General features: G+C 60.8%; 21 protein-coding genes. 11 read left to right on the top strand and 10 right to left on the bottom strand.

Annotated elements, in window-relative coordinates; all coding sequences use genetic code 11:
• Positions 1-5: 5 nt before the first annotated feature.
• From AB4Y87_RS07435 to AB4Y87_RS07460, 6 genes are read right to left on the bottom strand one after another with little or no spacing between them, the layout of a single operon-like run.
• Positions 6-731: a DUF4166 domain-containing protein gene (locus AB4Y87_RS07435; RefSeq protein WP_442003766.1), complete on the bottom strand. Its 726-nt coding sequence runs from the start codon at positions 729-731 to the stop codon at positions 6-8.
• 11 nt (positions 732-742) lie between these two features.
• Positions 743-2,035: a DUF58 domain-containing protein gene (locus AB4Y87_RS07440; protein ID WP_442003976.1), complete on the bottom strand. Its 1,293-nt coding sequence runs from the start codon at positions 2,033-2,035 to the stop codon at positions 743-745.
• A 52-nt stretch (positions 2,036-2,087) separates the two neighbouring features.
• Positions 2,088-3,110: an AAA family ATPase gene (locus AB4Y87_RS07445; RefSeq protein WP_442003767.1), complete on the bottom strand. Its 1,023-nt coding sequence runs from the start codon at positions 3,108-3,110 to the stop codon at positions 2,088-2,090.
• On the bottom strand, positions 3,107-4,303 hold the full coding sequence (locus AB4Y87_RS07450; RefSeq protein ID WP_442003768.1) for a DUF4350 domain-containing protein: 1,197 nt from the start codon (positions 4,301-4,303) through the stop codon (positions 3,107-3,109). Before AB4Y87_RS07450 ends, AB4Y87_RS07445 begins: the two co-directional genes overlap by 4 nt.
• Positions 4,300-4,992 (bottom strand): DUF4129 domain-containing protein, encoded by a 693-nt coding sequence (locus tag AB4Y87_RS07455; RefSeq protein ID WP_442003769.1) that lies wholly within the window; start codon positions 4,990-4,992, stop codon positions 4,300-4,302. The genes AB4Y87_RS07450 and AB4Y87_RS07455 overlap by 4 nt, the downstream gene beginning before the upstream one ends.
• Positions 4,989-6,059: a glycerophosphoryl diester phosphodiesterase membrane domain-containing protein gene (locus AB4Y87_RS07460; RefSeq protein ID WP_442003770.1), complete on the bottom strand. Its 1,071-nt coding sequence runs from the start codon at positions 6,057-6,059 to the stop codon at positions 4,989-4,991. Before AB4Y87_RS07460 ends, AB4Y87_RS07455 begins: the two co-directional genes overlap by 4 nt.
• A 460-nt stretch (positions 6,060-6,519) precedes the next feature.
• On the opposite strand from AB4Y87_RS07460, the gene mtrA reads away from it, so the two are divergent.
• The 3 genes from mtrA to AB4Y87_RS07475 all read left to right on the top strand — a co-directional run bounded on the left by mtrA (position 6,520) and on the right by AB4Y87_RS07475 (position 10,857).
• Positions 6,520-7,194, top strand: coding sequence for an MtrAB system response regulator MtrA (mtrA, locus tag AB4Y87_RS07465; RefSeq protein ID WP_144649950.1), 675 nt, complete (start codon positions 6,520-6,522; stop codon positions 7,192-7,194).
• Between the two features lie 169 nt (positions 7,195-7,363).
• Complete coding sequence (mtrB, locus tag AB4Y87_RS07470; RefSeq protein ID WP_442003977.1) at positions 7,364-9,142, top strand: MtrAB system histidine kinase MtrB; 1,779 nt, start codon at positions 7,364-7,366, stop codon at positions 9,140-9,142.
• Positions 9,139-10,857 (top strand): LpqB family beta-propeller domain-containing protein, encoded by a 1,719-nt coding sequence (locus AB4Y87_RS07475; protein ID WP_442003771.1) that lies wholly within the window; start codon positions 9,139-9,141, stop codon positions 10,855-10,857. The genes mtrB and AB4Y87_RS07475 overlap by 4 nt, the downstream gene beginning before the upstream one ends.
• 289 nt (positions 10,858-11,146) lie before the next feature.
• Here AB4Y87_RS07475 and AB4Y87_RS07480 read toward each other — a convergent pair whose 3' ends face one another.
• Positions 11,147-11,509: a hypothetical protein gene (locus AB4Y87_RS07480; RefSeq protein ID WP_442003772.1), complete on the bottom strand. Its 363-nt coding sequence runs from the start codon at positions 11,507-11,509 to the stop codon at positions 11,147-11,149.
• Between the two features lie 225 nt (positions 11,510-11,734).
• On the opposite strand from AB4Y87_RS07480, the gene AB4Y87_RS07485 reads away from it, so the two are divergent.
• The 4 genes from AB4Y87_RS07485 (at position 11,735) to secA (ending at position 16,955) form a co-directional block, all read left to right on the top strand.
• On the top strand, positions 11,735-11,983 hold the full coding sequence (locus tag AB4Y87_RS07485) for a phosphoribosyltransferase family protein (protein ID WP_442003978.1): 249 nt from the start codon (positions 11,735-11,737) through the stop codon (positions 11,981-11,983).
• 143 nt (positions 11,984-12,126) lie between these two features.
• Positions 12,127-12,855, top strand: a complete 729-nt coding sequence (gene hpf / locus AB4Y87_RS07490) for a ribosome hibernation-promoting factor, HPF/YfiA family (protein ID WP_442003773.1) — start codon at positions 12,127-12,129, stop codon at positions 12,853-12,855.
• 26 nt (positions 12,856-12,881) lie between these two features.
• Positions 12,882-14,171: a winged helix-turn-helix domain-containing protein gene (locus tag AB4Y87_RS07495; protein WP_442003774.1), complete on the top strand. Its 1,290-nt coding sequence runs from the start codon at positions 12,882-12,884 to the stop codon at positions 14,169-14,171.
• Between the two features lie 42 nt (positions 14,172-14,213).
• Positions 14,214-16,955: a preprotein translocase subunit SecA gene (gene secA, locus AB4Y87_RS07500; RefSeq protein WP_442003775.1), complete on the top strand. Its 2,742-nt coding sequence runs from the start codon at positions 14,214-14,216 to the stop codon at positions 16,953-16,955.
• Positions 16,956-17,107: 152 nt separating this feature from the next.
• Here secA and AB4Y87_RS07505 read toward each other — a convergent pair whose 3' ends face one another.
• Both AB4Y87_RS07505 and AB4Y87_RS07510 read right to left on the bottom strand, forming a co-directional pair.
• Positions 17,108-17,530: an Rv3235 family protein gene (locus AB4Y87_RS07505; RefSeq protein WP_442003776.1), complete on the bottom strand. Its 423-nt coding sequence runs from the start codon at positions 17,528-17,530 to the stop codon at positions 17,108-17,110.
• A 161-nt stretch (positions 17,531-17,691) separates the two neighbouring features.
• On the bottom strand, positions 17,692-18,486 hold the full coding sequence (locus AB4Y87_RS07510; protein ID WP_442003777.1) for a LysM peptidoglycan-binding domain-containing protein: 795 nt from the start codon (positions 18,484-18,486) through the stop codon (positions 17,692-17,694).
• A 145-nt stretch (positions 18,487-18,631) separates the two neighbouring features.
• On the opposite strand from AB4Y87_RS07510, the gene AB4Y87_RS07515 reads away from it, so the two are divergent.
• Positions 18,632-19,201 (top strand): hypothetical protein, encoded by a 570-nt coding sequence (locus AB4Y87_RS07515; protein ID WP_442003778.1) that lies wholly within the window; start codon positions 18,632-18,634, stop codon positions 19,199-19,201.
• Positions 19,202-19,231: 30 nt separating this feature from the next.
• Here AB4Y87_RS07515 and AB4Y87_RS07520 read toward each other — a convergent pair whose 3' ends face one another.
• On the bottom strand, positions 19,232-19,447 hold the full coding sequence (locus AB4Y87_RS07520) for a helix-turn-helix domain-containing protein (RefSeq protein ID WP_442003779.1): 216 nt from the start codon (positions 19,445-19,447) through the stop codon (positions 19,232-19,234).
• Between the two features lie 155 nt (positions 19,448-19,602).
• On the opposite strand from AB4Y87_RS07520, the gene AB4Y87_RS07525 reads away from it, so the two are divergent.
• From AB4Y87_RS07525 to AB4Y87_RS07535, 3 genes are read left to right on the top strand one after another with little or no spacing between them, the layout of a single operon-like run.
• Complete coding sequence (locus tag AB4Y87_RS07525) at positions 19,603-20,247, top strand: SAF domain-containing protein (RefSeq protein ID WP_442003780.1); 645 nt, start codon at positions 19,603-19,605, stop codon at positions 20,245-20,247.
• Entirely contained in the window at positions 20,244-21,548 is a 1,305-nt protein-coding gene (locus AB4Y87_RS07530) for an AAA family ATPase (RefSeq protein ID WP_442003781.1), read from the top strand. Before AB4Y87_RS07525 ends, AB4Y87_RS07530 begins: the two co-directional genes overlap by 4 nt.
• Positions 21,549-21,605: 57 nt before the next feature.
• Positions 21,606-26,462 carry an NAD-glutamate dehydrogenase gene (locus AB4Y87_RS07535; protein ID WP_442003782.1) on the top strand — a complete coding sequence of 1,619 codons (4,857 nt, stop codon included), beginning with the start codon at positions 21,606-21,608 and terminating at the stop codon, positions 26,460-26,462.
• The last annotated feature ends 10 nt before the right edge of the window (positions 26,463-26,472 follow it).

A 26,472-nucleotide genomic window follows, 5' to 3' on the forward strand; every position in this document is an offset into this window, starting at 1 on the left:
AAGGGCTAGATCCTCTTTTCCCAGCGATCCGGTTCTGCATAGCGGGGGAGCGATGTGCCTTGGGCGGCCCCGGGCAGGTAGGGCGCCAACCGGTAATCGAAGCGGCCGGCATAGACCAGCACTACGCCGATCTGGGGTTGGATGACCTTGACCTGGATCCGGTGCTTGCCCTCGTTCTCGTCCCACCATTGCTCCGCGAAGGCCCTTGCATCCAGCGCCGCCGGCAATGGAATGCGCAGTGGGCCCAGGAAGAGCCGGCTGGCTTTCGATACGCCCCGCAGCCGGCCGTTGGGCGTGACATTTACGTCAAGGTCCGTCACGAGGCGGCGGTAACGACCAACATGGTCCACTAAGCGGGTCGGCGAGGGCGTGTCGGAGCTGGTATGCGGCGTGGTGATAGCGCTCGTGGTGTCGTGGAACAACCGTGTCCCGGATGGGAAGTAGATTTCGCGCCGTGCCGTGAGGGCTTGCCGGCCAAAGGGATCCACGTGGGCGTGGTTTTCAATGCGGAACGGAATGCCTTCACCGTATTCAGGGAAGAAGGCCTCTTCGCTTCCCGTCAAGGCCAGCAAAGGACGCAGCCATTTTTGCTGGCACCCCACGACGTCAAAGACCCCTTCGCCGATTCCATATGAGCCGGAGCCTGCAGCGAGGGAGAAGTACTCCTGGAGTTCGGGGGCCAGCTTGGTGAAATCATTGCCCAGGGCCAACCGGTAGATAGGTTCGTTCATTGGAATCCTTCCTAGAGCCGTCCGGCCGCTTTTAGCCGGATGTAGGTGTCAGCCAGCAGGGGAGGGACCTCAGAGGGTTCGGCGTCCACCACTTCAGCGCCGAGTTGCCGCAGTTGTTCTGTGACGGCAGCGCGTTCCAGGAGTGCGCGTTCCGCGGCGGCGGCACGGAAAACCTGGCTGGCGGTGGAACGTCCGGCTTTCATGGCTGCCAGCAAGGGGTCCCGGACAGATGCGACCACCACTACGTGCTGGCGGACCAGTTGGGCCACCATGGGGAGAAGGCCTTCCTCGGGGGCGCCGCCGTCGAGGGCTGTCAAAAGCACCACAAGAGAGCGGTGTGCCGAGACAGCCCGCACCTGGCCTGGGATCTGCTGCCAGTCCAGTTCGATGAGCTCGGCCTCCAACGTCGCCATGGCTTGAACGAGTTGGGCCAGGAGATTGCCTTTCGAAGCGGATTCGACCCTCGCGCGGAGCATCCGGTCGTAGGCGAGGAAGTCAACCCGATCCCCGCCCCGTTCCGCGAGAACCGCGAGCAGCAGCGCAGCCTCAATCCAAGTATCGAGCCTCGGCTCGTCGTCAATCCTGGCCGCTGCGGTTCGCGATGTGTCCAGAACGATCACAACCCGCCTGTCCCGCTCCGGACGCCAGGTACGCACCACCACAGATGTGCGACGTGCGGTTGCACGCCAGTCAATGGATCGGACGTCATCCCCACGAACGTAGTCCCGCAGGGAATCGAACTCCGTTCCCGCGCCCCGGATCTGCACAGCGGCCCTGCCATCAAGTTCGCGCAGCTTGCGTAGTTTCGATGGCAGATGCCGCTTGGAATGGAAGGGCGGGAGCACTCGAAGCCGCCCGGGAAGTGCCCTTGTTCGCTGCCGGGCAGCCAGCCGCAAGGGCCCATAGGAACGGATCGTGACGTGTGGGCTCTCAAGATCCCCGCGGCGCCGTGGCACCAGGGACACCGTCATGCGGCGACGTTCGCCAGGTGGAACGTCCAGCGGCTGGGCTGGGTTAAGGGCTCCAGCGGAAGGTTGCCAACCATCCCGGACCATCGCCCGCAGCTTCCTGCGGCCCAGGTTGGTTACCGTGAGGACGGAATCAACGTGACTCTCCAAAGTGACGTTGCCCGGTTGCTGACGTACCAAGCCCAGTTTGGCTGGGGAAGCCGCCAGGACAAGGTCAAGGGTCAGGAACAGCAGCAGTCCGATAGCGACGAACAGCACCGTGCTCCACGCGGGAAACAGCAGCAAAGGAACCAGCCCGGCAACTGCCAGCAACACAAAACGACCCGTGATGGCCATCAGGGCACCCTTGCCATTGCTGTCATTTGCATCATCTGCATCACCGGCAGAATCAACGAGGCACCGGAACGGACGCGAGGATGCTGCCCAGGACGTCGTCAACGTGGATGCCATCCATCTGGGCCTCAGGACGCAGGCCTACCCGGTGCCTGAGGCAAGGCAACGATAGCGCTTTGACGTCGTCCGGCGTCACGAAGGGCCGCCCGGACAACCAGGCCCATGCCTTTGACGTGTTCAAAAGAGCAGTAGCGCCTCGAGGGGAGACGCCCAGTTGGAAGGAAGGGGCTGATCTGGTGGCCCGGACTACGTCCACAATGTAGCCCAGGACTTCCGGGGCGACGGCCACTTGCGCCACAGCCGCGCGGGCATTGGTAAGCTCGACGGCGCCAGCCACCGGCCGCACGCCGGCTGCGGCGAGGTTTCGGGGATCGAAGCCGCCCGCGTGCCGGCGGATCACTTCGATTTCCTCGGCCCTGCCCGGCAAAGGCATGGTCAGTTTGAGGAGGAATCTGTCCAATTGGGCCTCGGGCAGGGGGTAGGTTCCTTCGTATTCGACGGGATTCTGGGTGGCTGCCACGATGAAGGGTGCCGGCAGCGGCCTGGACACGCCGTCTACGGAAACCTGGCGTTCCTCCATTGCTTCCAGGAGCGAGGCCTGCGTCTTGGGTGGCGTTCGATTTATTTCATCGGCCAGCAGGATGTTCGTGAAAACAGGCCCTTCCCGGAAAGTGAATTCCGATGAATGCGAGTCATACACCAAGGAACCCGTGACGTCTCCGGGCATGAGATCCGGGGTGAACTGTACGCGCTTGGTTTCCAGGCTCAGGGCAGTTGACAACGCCCGGACCAACAGGGTCTTGGCGACTCCGGGCACACCTTCCAGCAGGACATGGCCGTCGCAGAGAAGGGCGATGAGCATCCCGGTCACTGTGGGATCCTGCCCCACCACGGCCTTCCCAACCTCGGTCCGGACGTTCAACAGGGACTGCCGGGCAGGATCCTCCACCCCCGGATGGGCCGCGCCTCCGGAGTATTGGTAGTTGCTGTCCGTATAGCTGTTCGGCTGGTTGCTCATCGGGCCGTCGCCTCCTGTTCGATTCGTTCGATCTGTTGTGCCCACTGCACCAGTTGTCCTTCTGTCTGCGGCTTGGAATCAATTAACGACCACCGGATCGCCGGTGCTTGCCGTCCAAGGCGCCGGGCCACGGCGTCGACGATGACTTCCGCGGTGGCGTCGGTCCCCAGATTGAAATGCTTGGCCAACCGGGCCAGGGTTCCTGCCCGCAAATTGTCGGCCGCGCGTTCAACGGCACGTGAATCCTGATAGAGACGTGCACGGCCTTCGGCCGTTTCGGCTGCCTCAACCACCACCGGAAGCGGTTCAAAGACCAACGGTCCCAAGCGTCGTCCGCGCCAGAGAATGGCAAGGATAGCTACGACACCCAGCCATGGGCCGGCAAACGCCAGCCATGCAGGTGCAAGTTCGTTCAGCGTCGGGGCGGATCTATCGGACGCTACATCCGTGAGGCCTGGTGTGTACCAGACCAAGTCGGGCGCGCCTCCCAAGGTCCGGATGGCCAATGCGGCGTTGCCTTCGGCAGCGAGGTGTTGGTTTTCCAGCAACTCAGTGCTCCCCAGCACCACCACGCGCCCATCCGCCGAGGCCACATAAAGTCCAGGTCCATCGCTGCGGGTGGCGTAGCAAATTACGGGACCCAGGTAGACGGGTCCTTGTGCTGCAACGGCTCCCGCCCGCTCTGCGTCTTCCTGGCCGCAGCCAGGTTCAAGGATTTTCGTTGCTTCGGGAACCACTCCGCCGGGACGGATGCCCGGCTCAAGGCCGTTCAGCGTGGGTAGTCGTGGTGCGACCACCACCAACCGGTCGGCCTCGGACCTGAGATCTTCCAACTGCGACCTGTCCAGGAAACCGCGGGGGTCATAGAGCAGCACGGTGGTATGGGTGTCGTCGGAAATGGCTGTCAAGGTGTCTTCGAGGGTATCGGTGGGAGTTATGGCAACACCGTGGCGCCCCAGTATTTCGGCCAACGCCATGGCCCCGTCGGGAGCGGGATTACGGGTAGACAAGGCCCGGGAGTCGTTGGGCGCCGAGAACCGCTCCACTGCCAGGAACGTCACGAACGCGGCAAACACTACGCCCAGCGCAATCCAAACCAGGTGCTTTCGGAACCAACTCCACATGGCGCTGGTCCGCCGTGGAGGAGGAGTTCCTTCCTGCAAAGCTTCAGGCACCTGTTCCTGGAGGGTCATCGCGGCACCGCGAATCCCTGTTGGTACTGGCCGCTGAAGTCAGGTGTCAGGGCCAGGAGGTCTGTATCCAGCTTGCGCAGCTCATCATAATCCGAGCGTGTCGCGGCCTGTTCTCCGTAGCGGACCGCATCAAACAGGCGGGCGGCATCAACAAGCCGGAGCTGGGCGGGAGCGAAGGCCTGGCCCAAGTGATTAGCGGCTTCATCGGCCGTCCGTCCAGCCCGCGCTTCAATAACATCGCGCTCCTCCGCGGAGCGCACCAAGGCCCGGAACTGATCGACGACGGCGGACGGCCAGTCGCCGTCGTCGGCCGCGGCCAAAGCGCGCTTCCGATATGTGGCAGCGTCCACAACCGCGTCCTTGCCGTAGATGCCGGCAACGGAGGTTTTTCGCGTTGCATTCAGCCTGGGACGGACTACGAAGATAGCCACCACAATGAGTACCACAGCCAAGGCAATGATGAGGGGAACAGCGATGTTGCCGGCCGGGGAAGTTCCGTCCCCGTCCAGGGAGCTGAGCCAGTCCAGGAAATCGCGCCAAAGCTGGTCCAGCCAACTGGGTCGGGCTTTGGCATACTGCGCCTTGGATAGTTCCTCCTCGGCCCAACGACGTGCTTCGTCCCGGTCCGGACTCACCGGCGGCTCAGTGCCGGCCAAAGCGGGAATGACATGGAGTAAGACTTGACTCATGCCTGCGGCCGGCGCCCGGGAGGAGTGCCTGGCCATTGTCCGCCGCCAGGGGGCCATGTGCTGCCCTGGAACTGCGGGGCAGGACCACCGGGGATTCCCCCCGGATCTGCACCACTTTCCATCAGGCGCATCAACTCCACGTCCAGCCCATCCCGACGCATTCGAAGATCCATATAGATGAGCGCGGACACCGATGTTTGGAAAGCGAAAGTCACAGACCCTACCAAAGCCCCAATTGCCATCGAGATCACAGTCGTGAGGACCAGGGTGGAGGCCACTGTCCCGGCGTCGGGGTGGGGGGAGACTACGGAGCCTATCGCGGTAGCAGCGAGAGACGCTGGAATCTGCACTATCTGGGCGATGATTCCCACCATGACGCTCACCAGCAGCGTTATGCCGAAGATGCGCCACCAATTGCTCTTCGTCAACTGCCAGGATCGCAGGAGTCCGTCATAGACGCCGATCCGTTCCACGACGATGGCGGCGGGGGCGAACATGAGCTTCAGTCCAATCCAGACAAAGACGACGATGGCCCCGAAGCCCAAGGGAAACACAATCAAGAAGGCAGCCGGTCCCAAGGCCGTGAACAACAGCACGGCAATCCCGACGACGGCAGCTGCGGCCAGCAGTCCACCGAAAGTGAGCACGGCTGCTACTCCCAGGAGAGGCAGGATCCGCCCGACAGCCAGCTTCCACATTTGACCGAAGCCCGTCCGCCGGTTGAGGACAGAACGGGAAACCGGAATGACCATGACGCCCTGGAGAACGGCGCCGAGAAAGCCGATCAACACGGAGACTCCCACCGAACCCGCCATGACGGCCACGAACGGGCCGAAGAACCCAGCCGCGTCCCCGCTGAAATCCGTCGCTTCCAACGAATCCATAAGCTCGTACATGGCGACGGTGACAACACCCAGAAGGGCAGCGGCAACGGCCTGGACGATCAGGGCTGAACCAAACATGGAGGCGGCATTCCGGCGTATGGTCTGGAAGGAGCCATCAAGCAGCTCCCCGAATTGCAGGGGCCTCAAGGGAATGACACCTGGTTTGGGTGGGGCAACGTACATTGGTTGGCCATAGGGCGGACCGCCGGGCGCTCCATAGTATGGACCGCCGGGCCCAGCCGCAGGCCATCCGCCCGCTGGCCCTGGTCCGGGCGGAGGGTAGCCCGGCCAATTGTTGGCGCCACCCTGTGGGTGTGACCATGTGGGTGGCCCACCCCACTGGGGCTGGTTGCCCCAGGCAGGCTGACCGCCCGGATATGGCTGCTGGCCGTGCTCTGGCTGTGACACGATTTCCTCCCCAAGAGACCCGGCCGCCGACATGCGACGTCCCCCACATTGGACCTTCGCCCCAAGCCTATAGTCCCGGTGTCCTCCCTCATAGCTTGAAGCCCTCACTGCCCTGGCCAGCGGAACTACGTCGAGCCAAGCGCGGACGTGCAGTACGGTGGAAGTGCCTTGGGGGACGCCATGCCGTGCGGCCGCCCAACAGGACAAAGGCTGGGCGATAAGGGAATATATAACTATGAAGGCACGCATTCTGGTAGTTGACGACGACGAAGCGCTCGCAGAGATGATTGGTATTGTCCTGCGCAATGATGGCTTCGAGCCGGTATTCTGCGCAGACGGCGGCCAGGCTCTTGAAGTGTTCCGTTCGTCCAAGCCCGATTTGGTCCTCTTGGATCTCATGCTTCCGGGTTCGGATGGCATCGAAGTTTGTCGGCAGATTCGTGGAGAATCGGACGTTCCCATCGTCATGCTCACCGCAAAATCGGACACCTCGGATGTTGTCCGCGGCCTTGAATCCGGTGCTGACGACTACGTGCCCAAGCCTTTTAAACCCGCTGAACTCGTGGCCCGAGTCCGTGCACGCCTTCGGCCGGGCGAACAAAAGGCGCCTGAAACCTTGCGGATTGCTGATGTAACCATCGACGTCGCCGGGCACCTGGTCACCCGCGGTGGAGAGCGAATCTCGCTTACACCCTTGGAGTTCGACCTCCTGGTAGCACTGGCCCGCAAGCCGTGGCAGGTCTTCACGCGCGAACTTTTGCTTGAACAGGTATGGGGATACCGCCATGCCGCGGACACCCGGCTGGTCAATGTCCACGTTCAGCGTTTGCGCTCCAAGATTGAACGGGATCCGGAAGCGCCCGAAGTTGTATTGACGGTGCGTGGTGTCGGGTATAAAGCAGGTTCCTGAGTCTCCCACCGGCAAGACCGGCACTACGGACAAGGACCAGAGGGCCGACAGTCCGGAGCAGCGGGCCCAGGAGCAGACCGCAGCCCAGGAACAGACCGCAGAGACTTCGGCGTCCGGGAATTCACCCTCCGCTCCCAGCGATCCAGTAAGAAGGAATCTTCCCTGGCTGATGTGGCGCGCCAGGATATGGACGCGACGTGGCCTGATTCTGGTTCTGAGGGTTTCCCGACTCGTCTCGATCGGTGTCCGGCAGATACGGCCGGGTCTTCGCTTCCTCTGGCGTTCTTTGCTGAGGCGGTGGCGCCGGTCTTTGGAGTTCAGGACCGTGCTGACGACTCTCCTGCTTGCCGTGACGTCTTTTGCGATCGTCGGAGCTTACCTTTCCAACCAGATCGCGAATAACCTGTTCCAGGAAAGGCTGGCCCAGGCGGAGTCGGAATCCCGCTACAACGTCAAACAGGTTCAGGACACCTTCGACGGCGCACAGGTTACTGATCAATCAAGCGTCATCACGTTGGTTTATGACACATTAACCGCCGTAGAGGGCCGGGGCTCTGTGATCCAGCGGCGCTACGTCTTTGAAGCAGTGCCGGAACAGACCAAACCCCGTAACCGCTGGGTTGAGTCGCGCGCCTCGGACCAGCTCACTGTCCGCGTCATCCCGCCGGAATTGCGAAAGGCTGTCCAGGAAGGCGGGAAGCAACAATTCTGGGCCTCCATGCAATTCCCGGTCGGAAACGAGGACCGCCCGGGTATTGCTGTAGGAAACAAAGTGACCTTTAACGGCACTGCCTACGAGCTGTATTTGATCTATGACCTGAACACTGCCCAGAAGACCCTGGACGAAATCCAGAACGTGCTGTGGGCAGGTGGTGCGGCGCTGGTGCTCATGATCGGTGCCATCGCCTGGTACGTCACCCGCAATGTCGTCAGCCCTGTGAGCCACGCTGCCGTGGTGTCGGAAAAGCTTGCGGCAGGCCAACTCCAAGAGCGCATGGTGGTTAAAGGCGAGGATGAGGTAGCCAGGCTTGGTGCGTCGTTCAACCATATGGCCGCCAGCCTGCAGGAGCAGATCACTCAGTTGGCCACGTTGTCCCAAATGCAGCAAAGATTCGTCTCGGATGTTTCCCACGAACTTCGCACCCCCTTGACCACCGTTCGCATGGCTGCCGAGGTCCTTTACGACGCCCGTGAAGACTTTGATCCTATGAACAAACGCTCGGCCGAACTCCTCTATCACCAGGTGGAGCGGTTCCAGTCCTTGTTGTCGGATTTGCTGGAGATTTCGCGCTTCGATGCGGGGGCCGCCGTCTTGGACGCCGAACCCCAGGACATCTTCCAGGTGATTTCGCACGTCATGGAGGGTGCAGCACCCGTAGCCGCCGAATACGGCTCTGAGGTCCGCCTGAACGCCCGTCAGAAGAGCATCATTGTCGAAATGGACTCGCGCAGGATTGACCGGATCCTGAGGAACCTGCTTCTCAACGCCCTTGAGCACGGCGAAGGAAAGCCGATCCACATATCCGTGGCAGCAAACCATGACGCCGTCGCCGTGGCCGTGCGTGACCACGGTATTGGAATGAGCCAAGCGGAAGCTGCCAGGGTTTTCGACCGATTCTGGCGGGCCGACCCGGCACGCGCCCGTACCACTGGTGGCAGCGGACTGGGCTTGTCCATCGCCGCTGAGGACACCAAGCTGCACAACGGCTGGCTTCAGGCATGGGGCCGCAAAGGGGCGGGCTCAAACTTCAGGTTGACCTTGCCGCTCAAGCAGGGCGGAACCATCCTCAAGTCGCCACTTCAGCTGGAACCTGCAGACATCGAATTGCCCGGAGCCGGCAGCGAGCGCCAGATGCTTGTCCTGGGTACGGGTTTTGGCGCCACAGAGGGCAAGTCCGACGTCGGAACGCTTCCTTTGGGTGACAAGGGAAAGGGCGATGCATCATGAGGGTCCTTGGCACCGCACGCAGACGGGCTGTCGTTGCCGTGCTGGCGGCGCTCATGGTCTTGCTGGCTTCATGCGCCCAGATTCCCCGCTCCGGCCCAGTGGGAAAAAGCCAGGATGAGGGAGCAGGAAACCCCAACGCCCCTGTATTCTTCCCCGCAGCACCGCGCGCGGGCTCCACACCTGAAGCCGTCATTGAGGATTTCTATATGGCCGGCAGCGGCTATGAGGACGACTATCCCGTAGCACGGCAATATCTGACCCAGGCCCAGGCCGTTACGTGGAAACCGGATAAGCGGGCCGTCGTGTTCCGCGGGGCGCACGTGGTCAAGACGGCCGTGGAGAATGAATACCTTTACGAGGTCGATCTTGCCTACACGGTGGATGCGGACGGAATAGCCACGCAGTTCCCACCTGGGACCAAGGAGACCATCCCCGTCTCGCTGGAGAAAGTGGAAGGGGAGTGGCGGATCTCCAAAGTTCCGGATGGTACTGCGATTCCGGAAGAAACGTTCAAAGTCATTTACGGCGCCTTCCCCATCTACTTCTATGACCCGACGTTCACGTATGCGGTGCCGGACTACCGATGGTTCATCAAGAAGAAGACTGTTAAATCCATGACCAGCGCCCTTCTTGCCGGGCCTGCGCCCTACTTGCGTGGGGCAGTGGTGAGCGCCTTTCCCTCTGGAATGAAGTTGGCCCGGGAATCTGTCCCGGTAGTTTCCGGAGCAGCCCAGGTGGATTTGTCAGCCAAGGAACTGTTCGACGCATCGGCAGAAGACCGCCAACGCATGCAGAACCAGCTGGCACTAACGTTCAGGGGGCAACCGGACGTCATTAATGTCCAGCTTCGCGCCGACCAGGACCTGGTCCGAGTCGAGGACAACGGGACAGTTCTGCCGCCGGTTGTGGACAAGAATGTGCCTGCCCGCCAGATTGCGGTCAATAACGGCGACTTGGTCCGCTACGAGAACAATCGTGTTTCACCATTGCCTGACATCCAGTCGGTTGCAGGCCTTGGGCCCCATTCACCCGCCGAATCGCCTGTATCCCAAACCGTTGCCTTCCTCAACGGCGACAAAACCACCTTGTACTCCATCGAGCCGGGTCAACCGGCCCGCCAGTTGACCACCCGAAGCACGTTGACCGGGCCATCGTTCAGTCCTCATGATTGGGTTTGGACGGCGGGACCAGGCGCCAGCGGGAATACTGAGGTTGTGGCTTTCAAACCCACGGGCGTTGCCCCCGGAATGGCCATACCCACGGCGACCATCTCTCCCACGTGGCTGTCCGGACGGATTGTCAAGGATTTTCGGATCTCGCGCGAAGGCACCCGGGCCCTGGTGATATCCGAGGCGAACGGTAAATCAGTGGTTCAGGTGACGGGCATCGTCCGGAATGCAGACGGCGCGCCGAAGGATCTTACGGCTCCTGTCACTCTTTTCACCTCCACCTCGCCTGACCAGGGAGTGTGGGTCAACGGATCCACGGTTGCCGTCATGGCCAGTTCGGCGACGGCTACAGTGGTTCCGGAGTTGCTCTCCCTTACCTCGGGGGAGCCGCAGCAACTGGCACCCTGGGACGGCCTCATGAGCCTGAGCGCAGGGAACGGGTCAGAACAGATCTACGGCCAGTCCGCAGCGGGAATTTTCCAACGTGTCGGAAATGGTTGGGAGCTTCAGCTCAAGGGCCCAACGGAGCCGGCCTTCCCCGGCTGAGCCGGAGCGCCCTGGAGGCGCTGCCGCAACAAGACGGTGGTTGTTCACACAGCGGGTTCCAGGGCTGTCACCGGAACAAAAAGTGCTCAAGGCTACCAGCATGATCGTTTCCTTGAACAACCTTCCATCTGCCGTCAATTGTCCTGGATCTGCTCAACGTATCCGACGCCGGCTTGACCCGGATGTTGGTGCCCCGGACTCCTCAGGACCCCGGCGACGCGGAAAAGACAGGCGCTTGCTTGGGCGCCTGATCGCGAACCTGCAAGGGGCGTTGATGGAGTTGCTTGCACTACTGGTTCCCGCTGATTGCGTCTGCTGTGGTGTGGAAGATACCGTCCTGTGCAGGCATTGTGCCAAGCGGGTGCGTCAGCTTTGCAGGAAGCCCTTCAGGGCCGAACAGGAATCGCCTGCGCTGGTTGATGTGGATGGCACCGTAAAGCTGGGCGTGGTGGCCGCGGGGCCCTACAGGGATGAACTTTCGCAGTCCCTGTTGTCCTTCAAGAGCTTCGGCCAGAGGCGACTGGCTGAGGTGTTGGCGCCCTGCCTCGGAAACGCAGTTCGGCTGGCCACTGGTGACCGGCCAGGCTTTTGCATTGTTCCTGTTCCCAGCAGCGCGAAGGCCTTCCGAAGCCGGGGTTTCAGCCCCATACACGTTCTGCTCCGCTGCATGAAGAGACGAGGGATGTTGTCCCGGTGTCCGGGTTTTGATGCACTTGAGAAGACCGGGAGTCTCCTGGAAAACAGGGGGCTGGCCGCAACGTGCAAAGACCTGATCGGAAATGGCGTCAGGGCCATCCTTGGCGCGGAGGGGAGGGATGGTTCCACAGGCCAAAAAGGACTCGGCAGGGGTGAGCGGGCCAGGCGTGTCCGGGGTTCCATGAGGGTTCGGCCCCGCTACAGGGAACAGATCCGTGGGCAAAGGTGCCTGATTGTGGACGATGTTCTCACCACTGGAGCCACGCTTGCGGAGGCTGCACGGGCAGTGTCTGCGGCCGGAGGGATAGTCTGCGGCGCCGTTGTTCTCGCGGCCACGAGGCCACCAGCCTACGCCTCGCACACCGCCGGAGACGAGCCCCGGGGTGGGGTTAAGACGCAAACAAAAAATAAGTGGCCAAAGGGTGAATAACTCGTGCCGATGAACTAACGTCGGTTGTGGGTACCAAGAACAGATGTACCTGTCGATAGCGGCTCGGAAAGGGGCTCGACTGTCCGTCAGACCAGCCCCCTACAGCGTCGTTGTCGTGTCACCTGAGTTATTTGGAGGGCACCATGGAGTTCATGATCAGCGGACGAAATCTGACAGTTTCTGACCGCTTTCGCGAATATGCCGGCGAGAAAATCTCAAAGATTGAATCGTTGGGGGACAAAGTCCAGCGAGTCGACGCCAAGGTTTCCAAGGAGACCAACCCCCGGCAAACGCCGGGACAGCTCACCGTTGAAGTGACAGTTCTGGGCCGAGGCCCCGTTATCCGTGCCGAGGCCACAGCCGCTGACAAATTTGCTGCCTTCGATCTTGCGTACAACAAGCTGCTTGAGCGGTTGCGTCGCGCAAAGGACAGGAAGAAGGTGCACCATGGGCGACACACGCCCAAGGCCGTTCGGGAAGCAACGGCCGCCCTTGAGCCCGCGAGTGCCAGCGAGCCAATTTACGTAGAGGCCAACAGCCACCAGGAGCCTGCACCGCAGGCCGATGTGCGGTCGCCCTACGAGATCGAGAACGACATTCCAGCGGGAGATTCACCCGTTTTGATCCGTCGGAAGGTTTTCCCTGCAGCATCCCTCACGCTCGATGATGCGGTGGACAACATGGAACTGGTGGGACACAACTTCTACCTGTTCCTGGATAAGGAAACCAATGCGCCCTCGGTTGTGTACCGGCGCAATGGCTGGACTTATGGTGTCATAACCCTGGACTCCACCTGCGAGCCCGGCGAGGAAGCCGTGGAGGAGAAGATCCACGCGTACCGCTCAGATGACCAGGCGGCCACCGCCAAGTAAGGCTTGATCGCCGTGAAGGGACTTCAATGACCGCTTCGCTGAGCCTCTCACAGGCACGGCGGATCGCATTGGCAGCCCAAGGATTGGCGAAAGTCCGGCCCGCCGGCCCCGTGACCTCACGGGGGGTGGGCCGGACCTTTGCCCAGATCCAGCTTGTCCAGATCGACTCCGTGAATGTGTTGGCCCGGAGCCACTATCTGCCATTCTTTTCCCGTTTGGGAAACTACGATCCGGCAATCCTTCACTCCATGGCAGGTAGAAACCCTCGCAAAATGATGGAGTACTGGGCACACGAAGCCAGCTATATCCGACCGGAGCATTTTCAGGATCTCCTTCTCTGGCAAAAGCGGGCGTGGGTGGGTGCTCATCACTTGGAGCCCACCGTGCGGATTGCCATGGAGGAACGAATCCTCGCTGCCCTGGAGGGTGGACCGCCGATGACGGCGTCTGCCTTGACTGCACAACTTGGGCACACAGGGGATGCTGAAAGCGGAAATTGGGGCTGGAACTGGAACACCGTAAAGCGCGTTCTAGAGCATCTGTTTGAAGAAGGCCGCGTTTCGGCAGCTTCGCGCACACCCCAATTCGAACGCCTCTACACGCTTACTTCCAGGGTTCTGCCGGGTTCGGTGCACGGCGGGATGGATGCAGATGCCGCCCTTGACCGGCTCATGGATGCAGCCGCAATGGCACACGGCATCGGAACGGTCCGCTGTTTTGCCGACTATTTTCGGACCCCGCTGAAGGCTGGGGAGGCGTCGGTGCAGCGCCTTCTCCAGGCAGGCCGGTTGGAGCGCGTTTCCGTTCGCGGTTGGGACCGGGAAACCTACCGGCACGTCGAGGCCAGATTGCCACGCAGGGCCGAAGGCCGGGCGCTGCTGAGCCCTTTTGACTCGCTGGTCTTCGAGCGGCGGCGCCTGGAAGAGTTGTTCGGATTCCACTATCGGATTGAGATCTACACGCCCGCTGCCAAGCGCCGTTTTGGCTACTATGTTTTGCCCTTCCTGCTCAGGGAAGGCATCGTGGCTCGGGTCGATTTGAAGGCTGACAGGGCCGCAGGCCAACTCCTGGTTCGGTCCGCCTTTGGTGAGCCAGGAGCGCCACCGGATACCGCCGTCGAGCTTTCCGCCGAATTGTGGCTCCTGGCCCAATGGCTCGGCCTTCAGGAAGTTGTTGTGTGGCCCGTGGGGGATCTCTCGGTACCGCTCGCCGAGGCAGTAGGCCGGGGCCCTGTCGGACGCTGTGAACCAGAGGGGCAAAGCAGTCCGCTCACAGGGGAACCGGATAACGTGGCGATACTCTCTCCCGTAGACTGAAACAGCCAGAATTCGGCAGCATGAGACTGGGAGCAATTTCACGTGGCATCACTAATCGAAAAACTTCTCCGCACGGGTGACAAGAAAACACTCAGGCAACTGCGGAACTATGCCGATTCCATCAATGCCCTGGAAGACTCTTTCAAGACGTTCTCTGACGCTGAAATTCGGGAGGAAACGGACCGTCTGCGCTCGCGGCACCAGGACGGCGAGACCTTGGACGCTCTCCTGCCGGAGGCATTCGCTGCAGTCCGCGAGGCCTCATCCCGAACGCTGGGCATGCGGCACTTTGACGTGCAGCTCATGGGTGGCGCCGCCCTCCACCTGGGCAACATCGCCGAAATGAAAACCGGTGAAGGCAAGACCCTCGTGGCAACTGCACCGGCATACCTCAATGCCCTTACGGGCAAGGGCGTCCACGTGGTCACGGTGAATGATTACCTAGCCGAATACCAGTCCGAGCTTATGGGACGTGTCTACCGCTTCCTTGGCCTCACAAGCGGCTGCATCCTCTCCAACCAGGATCCGTCCGTGCGTCGGCAGCAGTACGCGGCAGACATCACCTACGGGACAAACAACGAATTTGGCTTCGACTATTTGCGCGACAACATGGCCTGGGACGCCAGTGAGCTGGTCCAGCGCGGCCACAACTTCGCCATTGTGGATGAAGTTGACTCGATTCTGATTGATGAAGCGCGTACCCCCCTCATCATCTCCGGCCCGGCCCAAGGCGACACAAACCGCTGGTTCAGCGAATTCGCGAAGGTCGTACTCCGACTTCAACCAGAGGTTGACTACGAAGTCGACGAGAAGAAGCGGACTGTTGGTGTCTTGGAAGCCGGAATTGAAAAGGTGGAGGACTACCTCGGTATCCAGAACCTGTACGAATCGGCCAACACCCCACTCATTGGTTTCCTGAACAACGCCATCAAGGCGAAGGAACTCTTCAAGCGCGATAAGGATTACGTCATCCTCGACGGCGAGGTCCTGATTGTTGACGAGCACACAGGCCGTATCCTCGCCGGGCGACGATACAACGAAGGCATGCACCAGGCCATTGAGGCCAAGGAAAACGTCGAGATCAAGGCCGAAAACCAGACTCTGGCAACGGTAACGCTGCAGAACTACTTCCGCATGTATTCCAAGCTGTCCGGCATGACGGGTACGGCCGAGACCGAGGCAGCCGAGTTCATGAGCACGTACAAACTCGGCGTTGTGCCGATCCCCACAAACCGGGACATGCAGCGCATTGACCAGTCGGACCTCGTCTACAAGAACGAGATTGTCAAGTTTGACGCCGTCGTCAAGGACATCGCGGAACGCCACGAGAAGGGCCAGCCCGTACTGGTTGGCACCACCAGCGTTGAGAAGAGCGAGTATCTGTCCAAGCTGCTGGCGAAGGAAGGAATCCGCCACGAGGTTCTCAACGCCAAGAACCACGCGCGGGAAGCCTCCATCGTGGCTCAGGCCGGACGTAAGGGTGCTGTCACGGTAGCCACCAACATGGCAGGCCGCGGTACCGACATCATGCTTGGTGGCAACGCCGAATTCACCGCTATCGCAGATCTCGCCAAGAGGGGCCTGGATCCGGAGGAGAACTCGGAAGAGTATGAAGCAGCATGGCCGGAGGCACTCGCTGCGGCCAAGCAGGCGGTTAAGGACGAGCACGAGGAAGTACTGGACCTTGGCGGCCTCTACGTGCTGGGCACCGAGCGCCACGAATCCCGCCGGATTGATAATCAGTTGCGGGGCCGCTCCGGACGTCAGGGCGATCCCGGGGAATCCCGTTTCTACCTTTCACTGACCGATGACCTCATGAGGCTGTTCAATTCCGGTGCTGCCGAGCGGCTCATGAACAGTTCCGTGCCCGACGACGTCGCGCTGGAATCAAAGCTTGTCTCCCGTGCCATTGCCTCGGCTCAAGGTCAGGTGGAAGCCCGCAACGCGGAGCAGCGTAAGAACGTCCTCAAGTACGACGACGTCCTGAACCGCCAGCGTGAAGCGATCTACGGGGACCGTCGTCGGATCCTCGAAGGCGATGACCTCCACGAAAAGGTCCAGTTCTTCCTGGAAGACACCATCAACGCCCTTATTGACGCCGCTACGGCAGAAGGCAACGGCGATGACTGGGACTTCAACCAGCTCTGGTCCAACCTGAAGACGCTTTACCCGGCCACCGTAACTGCCCAGGAAATCATTGATGAGGCCGGCGGCAAGTCCAGGGTCACTGCCGAATTCCTCAAGGAAGAGATCCTCTCTGACGCGCGGCTGGTGTACCAGGCCCGTGAAGAAGCCATTGGCTCTGAAAGTATGCGGGAGCTCGAGCGCAGGGTGGTTCTCTCGGTGCTTGGGCGTAAATGGCAAGAGCACTTGTACGAGATGGACTACCTCAAAGAGGGCATCGGGCTGCGGGCCATGGCTCAACGGGATCCGCTGGTTGAGTACCAGCGCGAAGGCTTCGTGATGTTCCAAAGCATGATGGAAGCCATTCGCGAGGAAAGCATTGGCTTCCTCTACAACCTTGAAGTTGAGGTAACCCCCGCCGAAGATGTCGTTGTTGCCGACGATACTGTGGCAGGTGCACACACCGAGCACCACGATCCCCAGATCCGGGCTGCCGGTCTGGAGACACCCGAAAAGCCGGCCCAATTGCAGTACACAGCCCCAGGCGAGGACGGAGCGAGCCAGACCCGCATCGAAGGCCGTTCCTCGGGCCGATCCGGTAATCCTGCCAAGGCAGCCACCCAGGAGCAGCGCAAAACTGCCAAGAAGAAGCGACGCTGATCCAGTGCCTATGAAAACGGACCCCGGACACATGTCCGGGGTCTTTTTTCGTGGATCCGCCTTCTCCTGATCGAGGCAACCTGCCTGGTTCAGGGGTGACTAGTCAATCACGGGTGACTAGCCAATCACGGGCGCCTAGCCAATCTGGGTGACTAGCCAATCTCCAGGGCGGTGACCTGCCACGTCCCGTCGGAGTGTTCCAACCTCATGGCAATAGCGCGGGAGCGCTGCTCCTCAGAAACAACGATGCTGACCTCGTAGATGGAGTCTGAAATGGCGCAAGCACGGACGGAACGGACCATTGGGCTTCTGTGAACCTGTAGCGAGCCGCGGGTGCGTGCAGAGTGTTCGCGTGTAAGGGCGGCCCGATGCTGGAGCGAGAGAAAGCATTGCTCATCGAGGGATCTGGACAGCTGGACAACGGACCGTGTCCCGGCAAGGACCTCGACCGCAGCTTGGGCGATGCTTCGTGCCACCAGCCTTACGTCAAGGGTAGAAGGGTTGGCTCCGGCGTTCGTTGCAGGATGTTTTGTTCTTTGGCGGTCTGCGTGGCGGCGTGCAGTTACAACAGTCATGGTCAATCCTCATGAGTTCACTCTGTGAGCCGTTGCGCGGGCATCGCTTGGCTCAGGTTGCTACGTCTGGGATGACAATGGGACTGCTCTTAGGTCATGAACGAGTGCCCCTGAGTGGGTGCCGTTCAATACAGTCGGATTCTTTACGGGCGGCGAGGACCTCAGCCGGGCGTTGGGGGCTGCAGGACTTGTCCCGGGCGCAACGTCGCGGGATCGTTGCCAATGATCCCTCGGTTGGCTGAATACCACATCGGCCAATGGAGAGCTATATCAACGTCGGTTGCGAAGGGTCCAAGGTTGTCTGCGGCAATGGACCACAGCGTGTCACCCGGCTTGACCACAGCGCTGGCTTCAGCGTGATGTTCAAACGCCCTGTCGCGAGAGCCTTGTCGCGACAGGAGGCCGGGTTCAACTGTGGGAGCCTGTGGCTGCCAGGCAGGCCCTGACCGATTTGCCTCGTGGCTTTCTTCGGTGGTTCGCGCAGGGGCCATCACCACAGCGGGCAGGGGTTCTTGTACGCCAGCGGACGGATGCCACGCTGCCCTGCCTATGGTGCCACTGGAAGTGGCCTGCCATTGAGGTTCCGGCGTTGCCGCAGCCTGAGCGGCCTGAATTCCGAGGAGATTCAGGCTTAGAAGGGCAAACGCCAGTCTCAGCATGAAAGCTGGACTGAACTTGGCGATGGCGTTGGCGCTGCCCCTCCTCCCCGCACTTTGCAGAACTGCAGCCCAAGCTGCGAGGCCAAGTGAGAGGACCCACCAAGACACGATGGCAATTCCCGAGGCGCTGGACGCAAGGGCGAGGAGGTGGTCGAACGTACTTCTCTGCCCGTGGGCTGCATCCACCTGCCACTGCCGCAAGAGATTCTGCCCAACGATTAGCAGCAAAAGTCCCAACGCGAGGAGTACGGCGGCCAACGTGGCATCGTGGCGGACCCTTGCCGGATCGCTGCTCATACTTACCCTTTCGGCCGTTTAATGCTGTTTGATGTCATTTAGTATTGTTTGCCCATTCTCAGCATAGTCGAAGGACTTTGTCCAATCATGACGGGAAAATCCCATTGCGCTTGGCGCCACGCGCTACGGGTCCTATTGTGACCATATGAGATGGGACTCTCTCTTTGAAGATCTGGAAGCGCAATTTTCTGCTGAGCGCGCATTGGCCCGTGAATCGGAAATATCCGAACGCGCGAGAGTCGAGCTAGCCGGCCTTGACCTTGTGGACAGGCTTCGGGGAGTCGGCGGAGCTGAGATCGCTTTGGTGCTGAGCGGCGGTATTTCTCTCCAGGGAACGTTGGGTCACGTCGGTGGGGATTGGTTTGTGTTGATCGACAACGGGCGGCAATGGCTCATTCCATGCGCATCGGTACGTCTTTACGACGGACTCGGAAGATTGGCTAGAAAACCTGTTTCCCAGATCCAAAGTTCGCTAAGGCTTGCCAGCGCCCTCCGCGGACTCTCGCGTGACAGGACCCAGGTGACGGTCGTCTTGGCTACTGGCCCGGAGGGAGGCCACAGGCTCCACGGCGTCATCGACAGGGTTGGGCGTGACCATTTCGATTTTGCCGATACGAGGGGCGAGGTGCGGCGCGGCGGTGCAGTGGCCGCCGTGAGGACTATTCCATTTACATCACTTGAGGCGATCTGCTCGAGCGGCAGCCAGGGGTTCTAGCCGTTCATCGGCCCGTTTGGCTCCCCAAAACTATCCCGACTTGGACTTGGCCTCTTCGATCATTCGGCTGGCCTCGGCATACCGCTCCTCGATGTATTGTTCCAGCATCTTTTCCTCGATGCGCCATTGACCACGTCCTCCGACCTGAATGGCTTTCAACTCACCGCTGCGCACCAGGGCATAGGCCTGCGGCGAATTTATCTGCAGTTGTTCGGCGACGTCCGCCAGAGTCAGGAATCGGGGCATGGGACTATTTTGGCACCTGTTGGCCCCGTTTGGCACAGTTATCCACAATTTCCCATGATTTGGAGTTCTTGACTTTGGCGTAGGCCATGTCCCGGCAACAATGAAGAGGCGGCGCGGGTAACCATGCCATGAGAACTTCAATGGGGAGCAGGAAAATGGATCCGAGTGCAGGCGTCGCCGGCAACAGGTTGAAGAAGCCATCTTGGAGGGATCCACGACTACTGGTGGGAGTACTGCTCATGCTTGTATCCGTCGCCGGAGTCATCTCAGTTGTCAGTACCGCTGATCGGACCACTCAGGTTTATGCCGCACGGGAGGGTATTTCGGTTGGGCAAACCGTGGTTCCTGATGATTTAACCGTCGTCCAGGTTCGCTTGGATGACGTCGAGTCCGGCTATGTAACCGTGGAGGACGGAATTGACCAGGGCAAGGTAGCTCTACAGAGAATTGAGAAGGGCCAACTCGTTCCACAAAAGAGCCTCGGACAGTCTGACGTCCTGAACCGCAAGCCTGTTGCCATATCGATGGAAGAGTCACTTCCAGCGCAGGCGGTTCCCGGGGCGAAGGTGGACGTCTGGGTCGCAATGCCCGGTTCCCAAAACGCTTTTGAAGAACCACAGCTATTGCTGCCCGGCGCCGAAATCGCAGAAGTAACAGCGGGTTCGRGTGCTCTCGGTGCCTCAAAGACAACGGTCGTGCTGGTGCTGGTCACGGACAAGCAGATGCCTAAGCTGCTGGGCGCCAAGGCCAACGCCGCCAAGGTGTCTGTTGTTTGGAACCCTGCGGGCATCAGCCAATGAGCATCCCGGTCATCACTGTTGGCCAGGCACAGGAAGCCGTGGTTGGCGGGCTGGAGCGCTTGCATGGCCCCGTCACTGTGGTCCGGCGGTGTTCAGAGCTTGCAGAGTTGATGGCTGCCTGCCAAAGCGGGCTTGCCCTGGCCGCCGTCGTTGCCGAAGGCTCCGAAGAATTAACCGTTACATTGGTGGACCGGCTGGCCGCCGTAGGTGTGTCCATTCTCGCCCTGACCGTGGACCCCCTGGAGGTCTCCAGGCTCACCGCTATTGGTGTAGTAACAGCGTCCACCGATATTGAGCCCGCCGCCCTTGCCCTGAGGATTTCCGAAGCAGTGGGCCGCCACGGTGGGCCCGTTGGAGCCCGCAAGTTGCCAGACGCCGGCTTCGCGGATTCATCTGCAGGATTCCAGTTGGCGCCGGAAACCCCAGAACCAGAAGCAGCAGGCGGGGGGAGGGTGATAGCAGTGTGGGGACCAACGGGCGCTCCGGGAAGAACTCTGGTTGCGGTAAACATGGCTGCCGAGTTGGCGGCCGAAGGCAAGTCCGTGATTCTTGTGGATGCGGACAGTTACGGTGCGAGCGTATCGGCCATGCTTGGGCTGCTGGAGGAGTCGGCGGGCCTCGCCCAGGCGTGCAGACTCGCTGACCAAGGATTGCTGGATGCGGATGCACTGGACAGGGCTGCTACGCCTGTCTTCATCAAGACTGGTGGATTTCGAGTACTCACTGGAACCACAAGGGCGGACCGCTGGACTGAACTGAGGGCCTCCGCACTCTCGCTTGTCCTCCAAAGGGCCAAGCAAGTGGCCGAGGTGGTTGTCGTGGACACCGGCTTCTGCCTGGAAGCAGATGAGGAACTGAGCTTTGACACTATGGCGCCACGCCGCAATGGCGCTACCCTGCGCAGTTTGGAGCTGGCAGACGAGGTTTTTGCCGTTGGGGCTGCGGATGCAATCGGCGTCCCGCGATTGGTCCGGGGCCTTGCCGAGCTCGAAGCTGCGGTTCCACAGGCAACGCCACGGGTGCTCCTCAATAAGGTGAAGCGGGCCACGGTGGGCCGTTCGCCCCGACAGCAGTTATCCGAGGCCTGGGAGCGCTTCGGCCCTGGCCATGGCGTTGATGCCTACTTACCTGCAGACGCGGAAGCGTGCGATGCTGCATTATTGTCGGGATCTGTCCTGTTGGAATCATCGCCCGACTCTCCCTTGCGAAAAGCCATCGCGGGGTTAGTCTGTGCACCTATCCAGCAAAATCGGAAATCCCTTGGCCGATCTACCAGAGCCTTCGGTCTGCTTAAGCGCTAGGCTCGCCATGTGGGCTGCAGAGTCGCAGCAATCAACATGTGATGGAGGCGTTTGTAGATGTCGTCAGGATCCAGCGTGGAGGATCGGTCCGATGCAGCAGTTGTCCGTGAAGGGTTCTTCGGTGACTACTATGAGCATCTCGCAGAGGAGGACTCCCGGGCGTACGCGCCCGAGCTGCTGATTTCGCGGGCAAGCACACATAGGAAAGTTGCCCATTCCCGGCGACCTGGAAATGCCATTGTGGAAATCGGCGTCGAAACCGACCGAAACGTCGTATACATCGTTACTGATGACATGCCGTTCCTTGTTGACTCCGTAAACGCCGAACTCGTTCGCCAAAACTGCGCGATCCGGCTGGTGATGCACCCGCTTTTCGTGGTTACCCGTGACCGCGTTTCCGGCGAGCTCACCGGAGCTTCCAGGGTTCCGTCAAATATCGGCATTTCCAGCGGCGACACCGCTGCGCTGCCCAGTGTCGCCCACCTGCTCGGCGACAACGATAACGCCTCGCACATGGAGTCCTGGATCGCCGTCGAAATTGACCGCGTCAGCGAGGAAGCCCGAGCAGAATTGGTTGCCGGCTTACAACGCATCCTGGGCGATGTCCGTGCCGCAGTGGAGGACTGGCCGAAAATGCGCAGCAAGGCGCTGGAGCTGGCAGAAGCGCTTGGAAAGGTCTCGCACCCGGAACAGATTGCCGAACTCAGGCAGGCGCAGGACCTTTTGCGCTGGCTGGATGACGGCAACTTCACTTTCCTCGGGTACCGCGAATACGACCTCGTGAACGAAGATGGCGAGGACGTCCTGGAACTTCGTGAGCACAGCGGACTTGGCTTGCTCCGCGAGGGCGACAACACCCGGCAGATCCAGCACCTCACTGACGCCGGCCGCAAGCGCGCCCGTGAAAAGCGGGCCCTGGTTATCACAAAAGCGAACTCCCGCTCAACCGTGCACCGTCCGGCATACCTGGACTACATCGGAGTCAAGAGTTTCGACGTCGCCGGAAACGTCAACGGCGAGCGTCGCTTCATCGGGCTCTTCGCCACAAGTGCCTACACGGGATCGGTTCGCAACATACCCATCGTCCGCGACAAAGTGGATGCAGTGTTGCGTAACGCAGGCTTCCCGATGGACTCACACTCGGGCAAGGACCTCCTGGGCATCCTGGAAACATACCCTCGCGACGAACTGTTCCAGATCGAAATCCCGGACCTTGCGGCTACGGCCACCGGGATCCAGCGACTCCAGGAACGGCGCCGGACCAAGCTTTTCCTGCGCCCCGACATTTACGGACGATTCATGTCCGCCGTCGTCTACCTGCCGCGCGATCGGTACACCACGAGCGTCAGGCTCCGTATTGAACAGGAACTGCGCGAGACCTTCCAGGCCGAGAGTATTGACTACGAAGCGAGAATCACGGAGTCCGCGCTTGCGCGTGTCTTCTTCAGGATCAGGCTGCCACGCACAGCGGAACTTGCCGAAGTCAACGTAGAAGAACTCGAGCACCGCCTGATGCGTGCCTCCAGGTCCTGGAGCGAAGGCATCGCCGAGGTACTTCGGGAGAACCGTCCCGCCGAGAGCGCCGACGTACTGTCCGCCCTGTGGGCTGAGGCATTCCCTCCCGGCTACCGCGTTGACTACGAGGTTGAAGACGCGCTTGAGGACATCGAACGGTTTGAAGAGTATGGAGCCCAGGCCGAACGGGCAGGGGAAGCGAGCAAGGAACTCCGCCCCGGCGTGCACGTGTACCTTCCCGAAGGTGCCGGTGACGCACTGGAGGAGGATGCGCGCGTCAAGCTCTACTTGATGGAGCCCAAGAGCCTGAGCCAGATCCTTCCTTACTTCCACAACCTTGGCCTCGAAGTCCTGGACGAACGGCCCTTCGAAATCGAAACTGCGGATCACCGCGACTTTTTCCTGTATGACCTTGGGCTGAAGTACCCGGCTGGCATAGACCCACTCGCCACCGGAGATCTCCTGGCTGACTCATTTGGTGCTGCCGTCACCGGGGCCGTCGAGTCTGACAACTTTGACCGCCTCGTGCTCCGCGAGGGCATGCACTGGCGCCAGGTGGCGGTCCTCCGCGCTTACGCCAAGTACATGCGCCAGATGGGCAATACCAACTCCTTTGGGTTCATCGCCGATACCCTCTTGGCCAACCCGGATGTTGCGCGGGGTCTGACCGTCCTGTTTGCTGCCCGTTTCGATCCCAGCGTCGAGGAAAGCGAGCGTCCCCACCAGCAAGGTGCCGCAAGGGCAGCCCTCGCAGAAGCTATCGACCAAGTCGCTACGTTGGACGCGGACCGCGTGCTTCGGACCTTCGTCAACCTTATTGAGTCGACGTTGCGCACCAACTTCTTCCAAAACAAGGGTTACCTGAGCTTCAAGCTGGATCCCACCACCATCGATGGTTTGCCGTTCCCGCGACCCATGTTCGAAATCTGGGTTTACTCTCCGCGCGTGGAAGGCGTCCACCTCCGCTTTGGCAAGGTGGCCCGTGGTGGTCTTCGCTGGTCCGATCGCAGGGAGGACTTCCGTACTGAGATCCTGGGCTTGGTGAAGGCCCAGACCGTTAAGAACGCGGTCATCGTACCGACCGGTGCCAAGGGTGGCTTCTTCGCGAAGAAGCTGCCCAACCCCGCAGTTGACCGCGCGGCCTGGATGGCCGAGGGCGTGGAAAGCTATAAGACCTTCATTCGCGGCTTGTTGGACATCACCGACAACCTCATTACTACAGCGGAGGGCGAACGGCTTGTGCCGCCGTCGGACGTTGTTCGCCATGACGGCGATGATTCCTATCTGGTGGTGGCAGCCGATAAGGGAACCGCGACGTTTTCAGACACAGCCAACGGATTGGCGGCCGAATATGGGTTCTGGCTTGGCGATGCTTTCGCGTCGGGTGGATCCGTAGGCTATGACCACAAGGCCATGGGTATCACCGCCCGCGGCGCCTGGGAGTCTGTGAAGAGGCACTTTAGTGAACTCGACCTCGATACCCAGACTGAAGAGTTCAGCGTTGTGGGCGTGGGCGACATGTCAGGTGATGTTTTCGGCAACGGAATGTTGCTTTCGCGGCACATCCGGCTCGTGGCCGCATTTGACCACCGTCATATCTTCCTGGACCCCAACCCGGACACCGCCGCCTCATATGCAGAGAGGCAGAGGCTCTTTGAGCTCCCGCGGTCTTCGTGGGATGACTATGATCGGGCCCTCATCAGCGAAGGGGGTGGCGTCTACCCACGCCAAGCCAAGACGATCCCCGTGTCCGACCAAGTACGAAAGGCCCTGGGCTTGCCGGACGGAACCACCCAGCTGAGCCCTCCCGAATTGCTTCGGGCAATCCTGCTTGCCCCGGCGGATCTTCTGTACAACGGCGGCATCGGCACTTACGTCAAGGCCAGCACGGAGACGCATGCTGCCGTAGGGGACAAGGCCAACGACGCCATCCGCGTGGACGGCAAGGACCTCCGCGTCAAGGTGGTCGGCGAAGGCGGCAACCTGGGGTTGACCCAGCGTGGTCGTATTGAGGCTGCGTTGCAGGGTGTCATCCTTAATACGGATGCGATTGATAACTCAGCGGGCGTTGACTGCTCCGACCACGAGGTCAATATCAAGATCTTCGTTGATCGTATGGTGGCGGCCGGGAAGCTTAAGGCCGCAGAACGGGCAGCATTCCTGGCTGACATGACCGAAGAAGTCGGCCGCTTGGTCCTGCAGGACAACATCGACCAGAACATCCTGCTCCTTAACGACCGTACTCGCGTTGCGGACTGGAGCCCCAGCTACGAGCGCCTGATGGACTGGCTGGAAAAATCAGCCGACCTCAAGCGTGACCTTGAGGCACTGCCCACTACAGAGACATTGCGGCAGCGCCTGGAACAGGGACAGGGACTGACGTCTCCCGAGCTGTCTGTCCTGGCCGCCTACGCGAAGATCGAGTTGGCGGGTGCACTTCGGGACAGCAACCTGGCCGACGACCCCTGGTTCAAGGACACGATCCGGGCCTACTTCCCGAAGCAGTTGCGGGAGAGGTTCGACGCCGAACTGGACACCCACCCGCTGCGGCGCGAAATCATCGCCACGGTCGTGGCCAACGACATCATCAACCTCGGTGGGATCACCTTCGCCTTCCGGGCGATCGAAGAAACGTCCGCCAACGAGGTAGCCGTAGCCAAGGCATTCGTGGCGCTGCGTGAAATCTACGATCTCGATCCGATGGTTGAGGAATTGAATGCCCTTCCGGCATCGTTCCCCACCGAACACTGGAGCGAAGTCCATCTCGATGTCCGCCGGCTCCTTGACCGTGCGGTCCGCTGGGTGCTCGGGCAGGGTATGGCATCCCGCCCGATCGCGGACGTCGTGAAGTCATTCAAGCCGATGATGGTGCCGCTTCGGGCCAAATTGTTGGATTATCTGCGTGGGGATGACAAAGTTCGAATCACTGGCTGGCTGGAGAAAGCCCGCACTTGGGAGCTGCCGGATCACCTGGCCCACAGGTGGGCGGAGCTGTTCGAGAGCTATGCTTTGCTGGACATCGCAAAGATCGCCCAGACCGGAACCAACAGTGTCGAGGAAGTGGCACATGTCTACTACACGGTCTTCAACCGCTTCCACGTTGACTCGCTGCTGGAACGGATCAGCGCCTTGCCACGCGACGACCGCTGGCAGGCACTTGCCCGTGCGGCGCTCCGGGACGACCTCTACTCAACGGTCGCGGACATGACGACGTCGGTGCTTGAGTCGAGCACGCCGGGCACCCCTGCCGAGGATCGACTGAAGACGTGGGAAGGCCTGAATGCCGAACAACTCGGACGGGCGAAAACCATGTTTGATGAGGTCAATTCCCTCGAAGCCGATGACATGGCTTCACTATCGGTAGCATTAAGGCTCTTGAGGTCAATCGTTCGACGCTAGGGGCTGGTCC

Source organism: Paenarthrobacter sp. RAF54_2 (assembly GCF_052113945.1).
In the GTDB taxonomy this organism is placed as follows: domain Bacteria; phylum Actinomycetota; class Actinomycetes; order Actinomycetales; family Micrococcaceae; genus Arthrobacter.

What these genes read in the sequence shown, in the direction of transcription:
- AB4Y87_RS07435 (WP_442003766.1), bottom strand. Translation starts at nt 731, where the DNA reads ATGAACGAACCTATCTACCGGTTGGCCCTGGGCAATGATTTCACCAAG.
- AB4Y87_RS07440 (WP_442003976.1), bottom strand. Translation starts at nt 2,035, where the DNA reads ATGGCCATCACGGGTCGTTTTGTGTTGCTGGCAGTTGCCGGGCTGGTT.
- AB4Y87_RS07445 (WP_442003767.1), bottom strand. Translation starts at nt 3,110, where the DNA reads ATGAGCAACCAGCCGAACAGCTATACGGACAGCAACTACCAATACTCC.
- AB4Y87_RS07450 (WP_442003768.1), bottom strand. Translation starts at nt 4,303, where the DNA reads ATGACCCTCCAGGAACAGGTGCCTGAAGCTTTGCAGGAAGGAACTCCT.
- AB4Y87_RS07455 (WP_442003769.1), bottom strand. Translation starts at nt 4,992, where the DNA reads ATGAGTCAAGTCTTACTCCATGTCATTCCCGCTTTGGCCGGCACTGAG.
- AB4Y87_RS07460 (WP_442003770.1), bottom strand. Translation starts at nt 6,059, where the DNA reads ATGTACGTTGCCCCACCCAAACCAGGTGTCATTCCCTTGAGGCCCCTG.
- mtrA (WP_144649950.1), top strand. Translation starts at nt 6,520, where the DNA reads ATGAAGGCACGCATTCTGGTAGTTGACGACGACGAAGCGCTCGCAGAG.
- mtrB (WP_442003977.1), top strand. Translation starts at nt 7,364, where the DNA reads ATGTGGCGCGCCAGGATATGGACGCGACGTGGCCTGATTCTGGTTCTG.
- AB4Y87_RS07475 (WP_442003771.1), top strand. Translation starts at nt 9,139, where the DNA reads ATGAGGGTCCTTGGCACCGCACGCAGACGGGCTGTCGTTGCCGTGCTG.
- AB4Y87_RS07485 (WP_442003978.1), top strand. Translation starts at nt 11,735, where the DNA reads ATGAGGGTTCGGCCCCGCTACAGGGAACAGATCCGTGGGCAAAGGTGC.
- hpf (WP_442003773.1), top strand. Translation starts at nt 12,127, where the DNA reads ATGGAGTTCATGATCAGCGGACGAAATCTGACAGTTTCTGACCGCTTT.
- AB4Y87_RS07495 (WP_442003774.1), top strand. Translation starts at nt 12,882, where the DNA reads ATGACCGCTTCGCTGAGCCTCTCACAGGCACGGCGGATCGCATTGGCA.
- AB4Y87_RS07505 (WP_442003776.1), bottom strand. Translation starts at nt 17,530, where the DNA reads ATGACTGTTGTAACTGCACGCCGCCACGCAGACCGCCAAAGAACAAAA.
- AB4Y87_RS07510 (WP_442003777.1), bottom strand. Translation starts at nt 18,486, where the DNA reads ATGAGCAGCGATCCGGCAAGGGTCCGCCACGATGCCACGTTGGCCGCC.
- AB4Y87_RS07515 (WP_442003778.1), top strand. Translation starts at nt 18,632, where the DNA reads ATGAGATGGGACTCTCTCTTTGAAGATCTGGAAGCGCAATTTTCTGCT.
- AB4Y87_RS07520 (WP_442003779.1), bottom strand. Translation starts at nt 19,447, where the DNA reads ATGCCCCGATTCCTGACTCTGGCGGACGTCGCCGAACAACTGCAGATA.
- AB4Y87_RS07530 (WP_442003781.1), top strand. Translation starts at nt 20,244, where the DNA reads ATGAGCATCCCGGTCATCACTGTTGGCCAGGCACAGGAAGCCGTGGTT.
- AB4Y87_RS07535 (WP_442003782.1), top strand. Translation starts at nt 21,606, where the DNA reads ATGTCGTCAGGATCCAGCGTGGAGGATCGGTCCGATGCAGCAGTTGTC.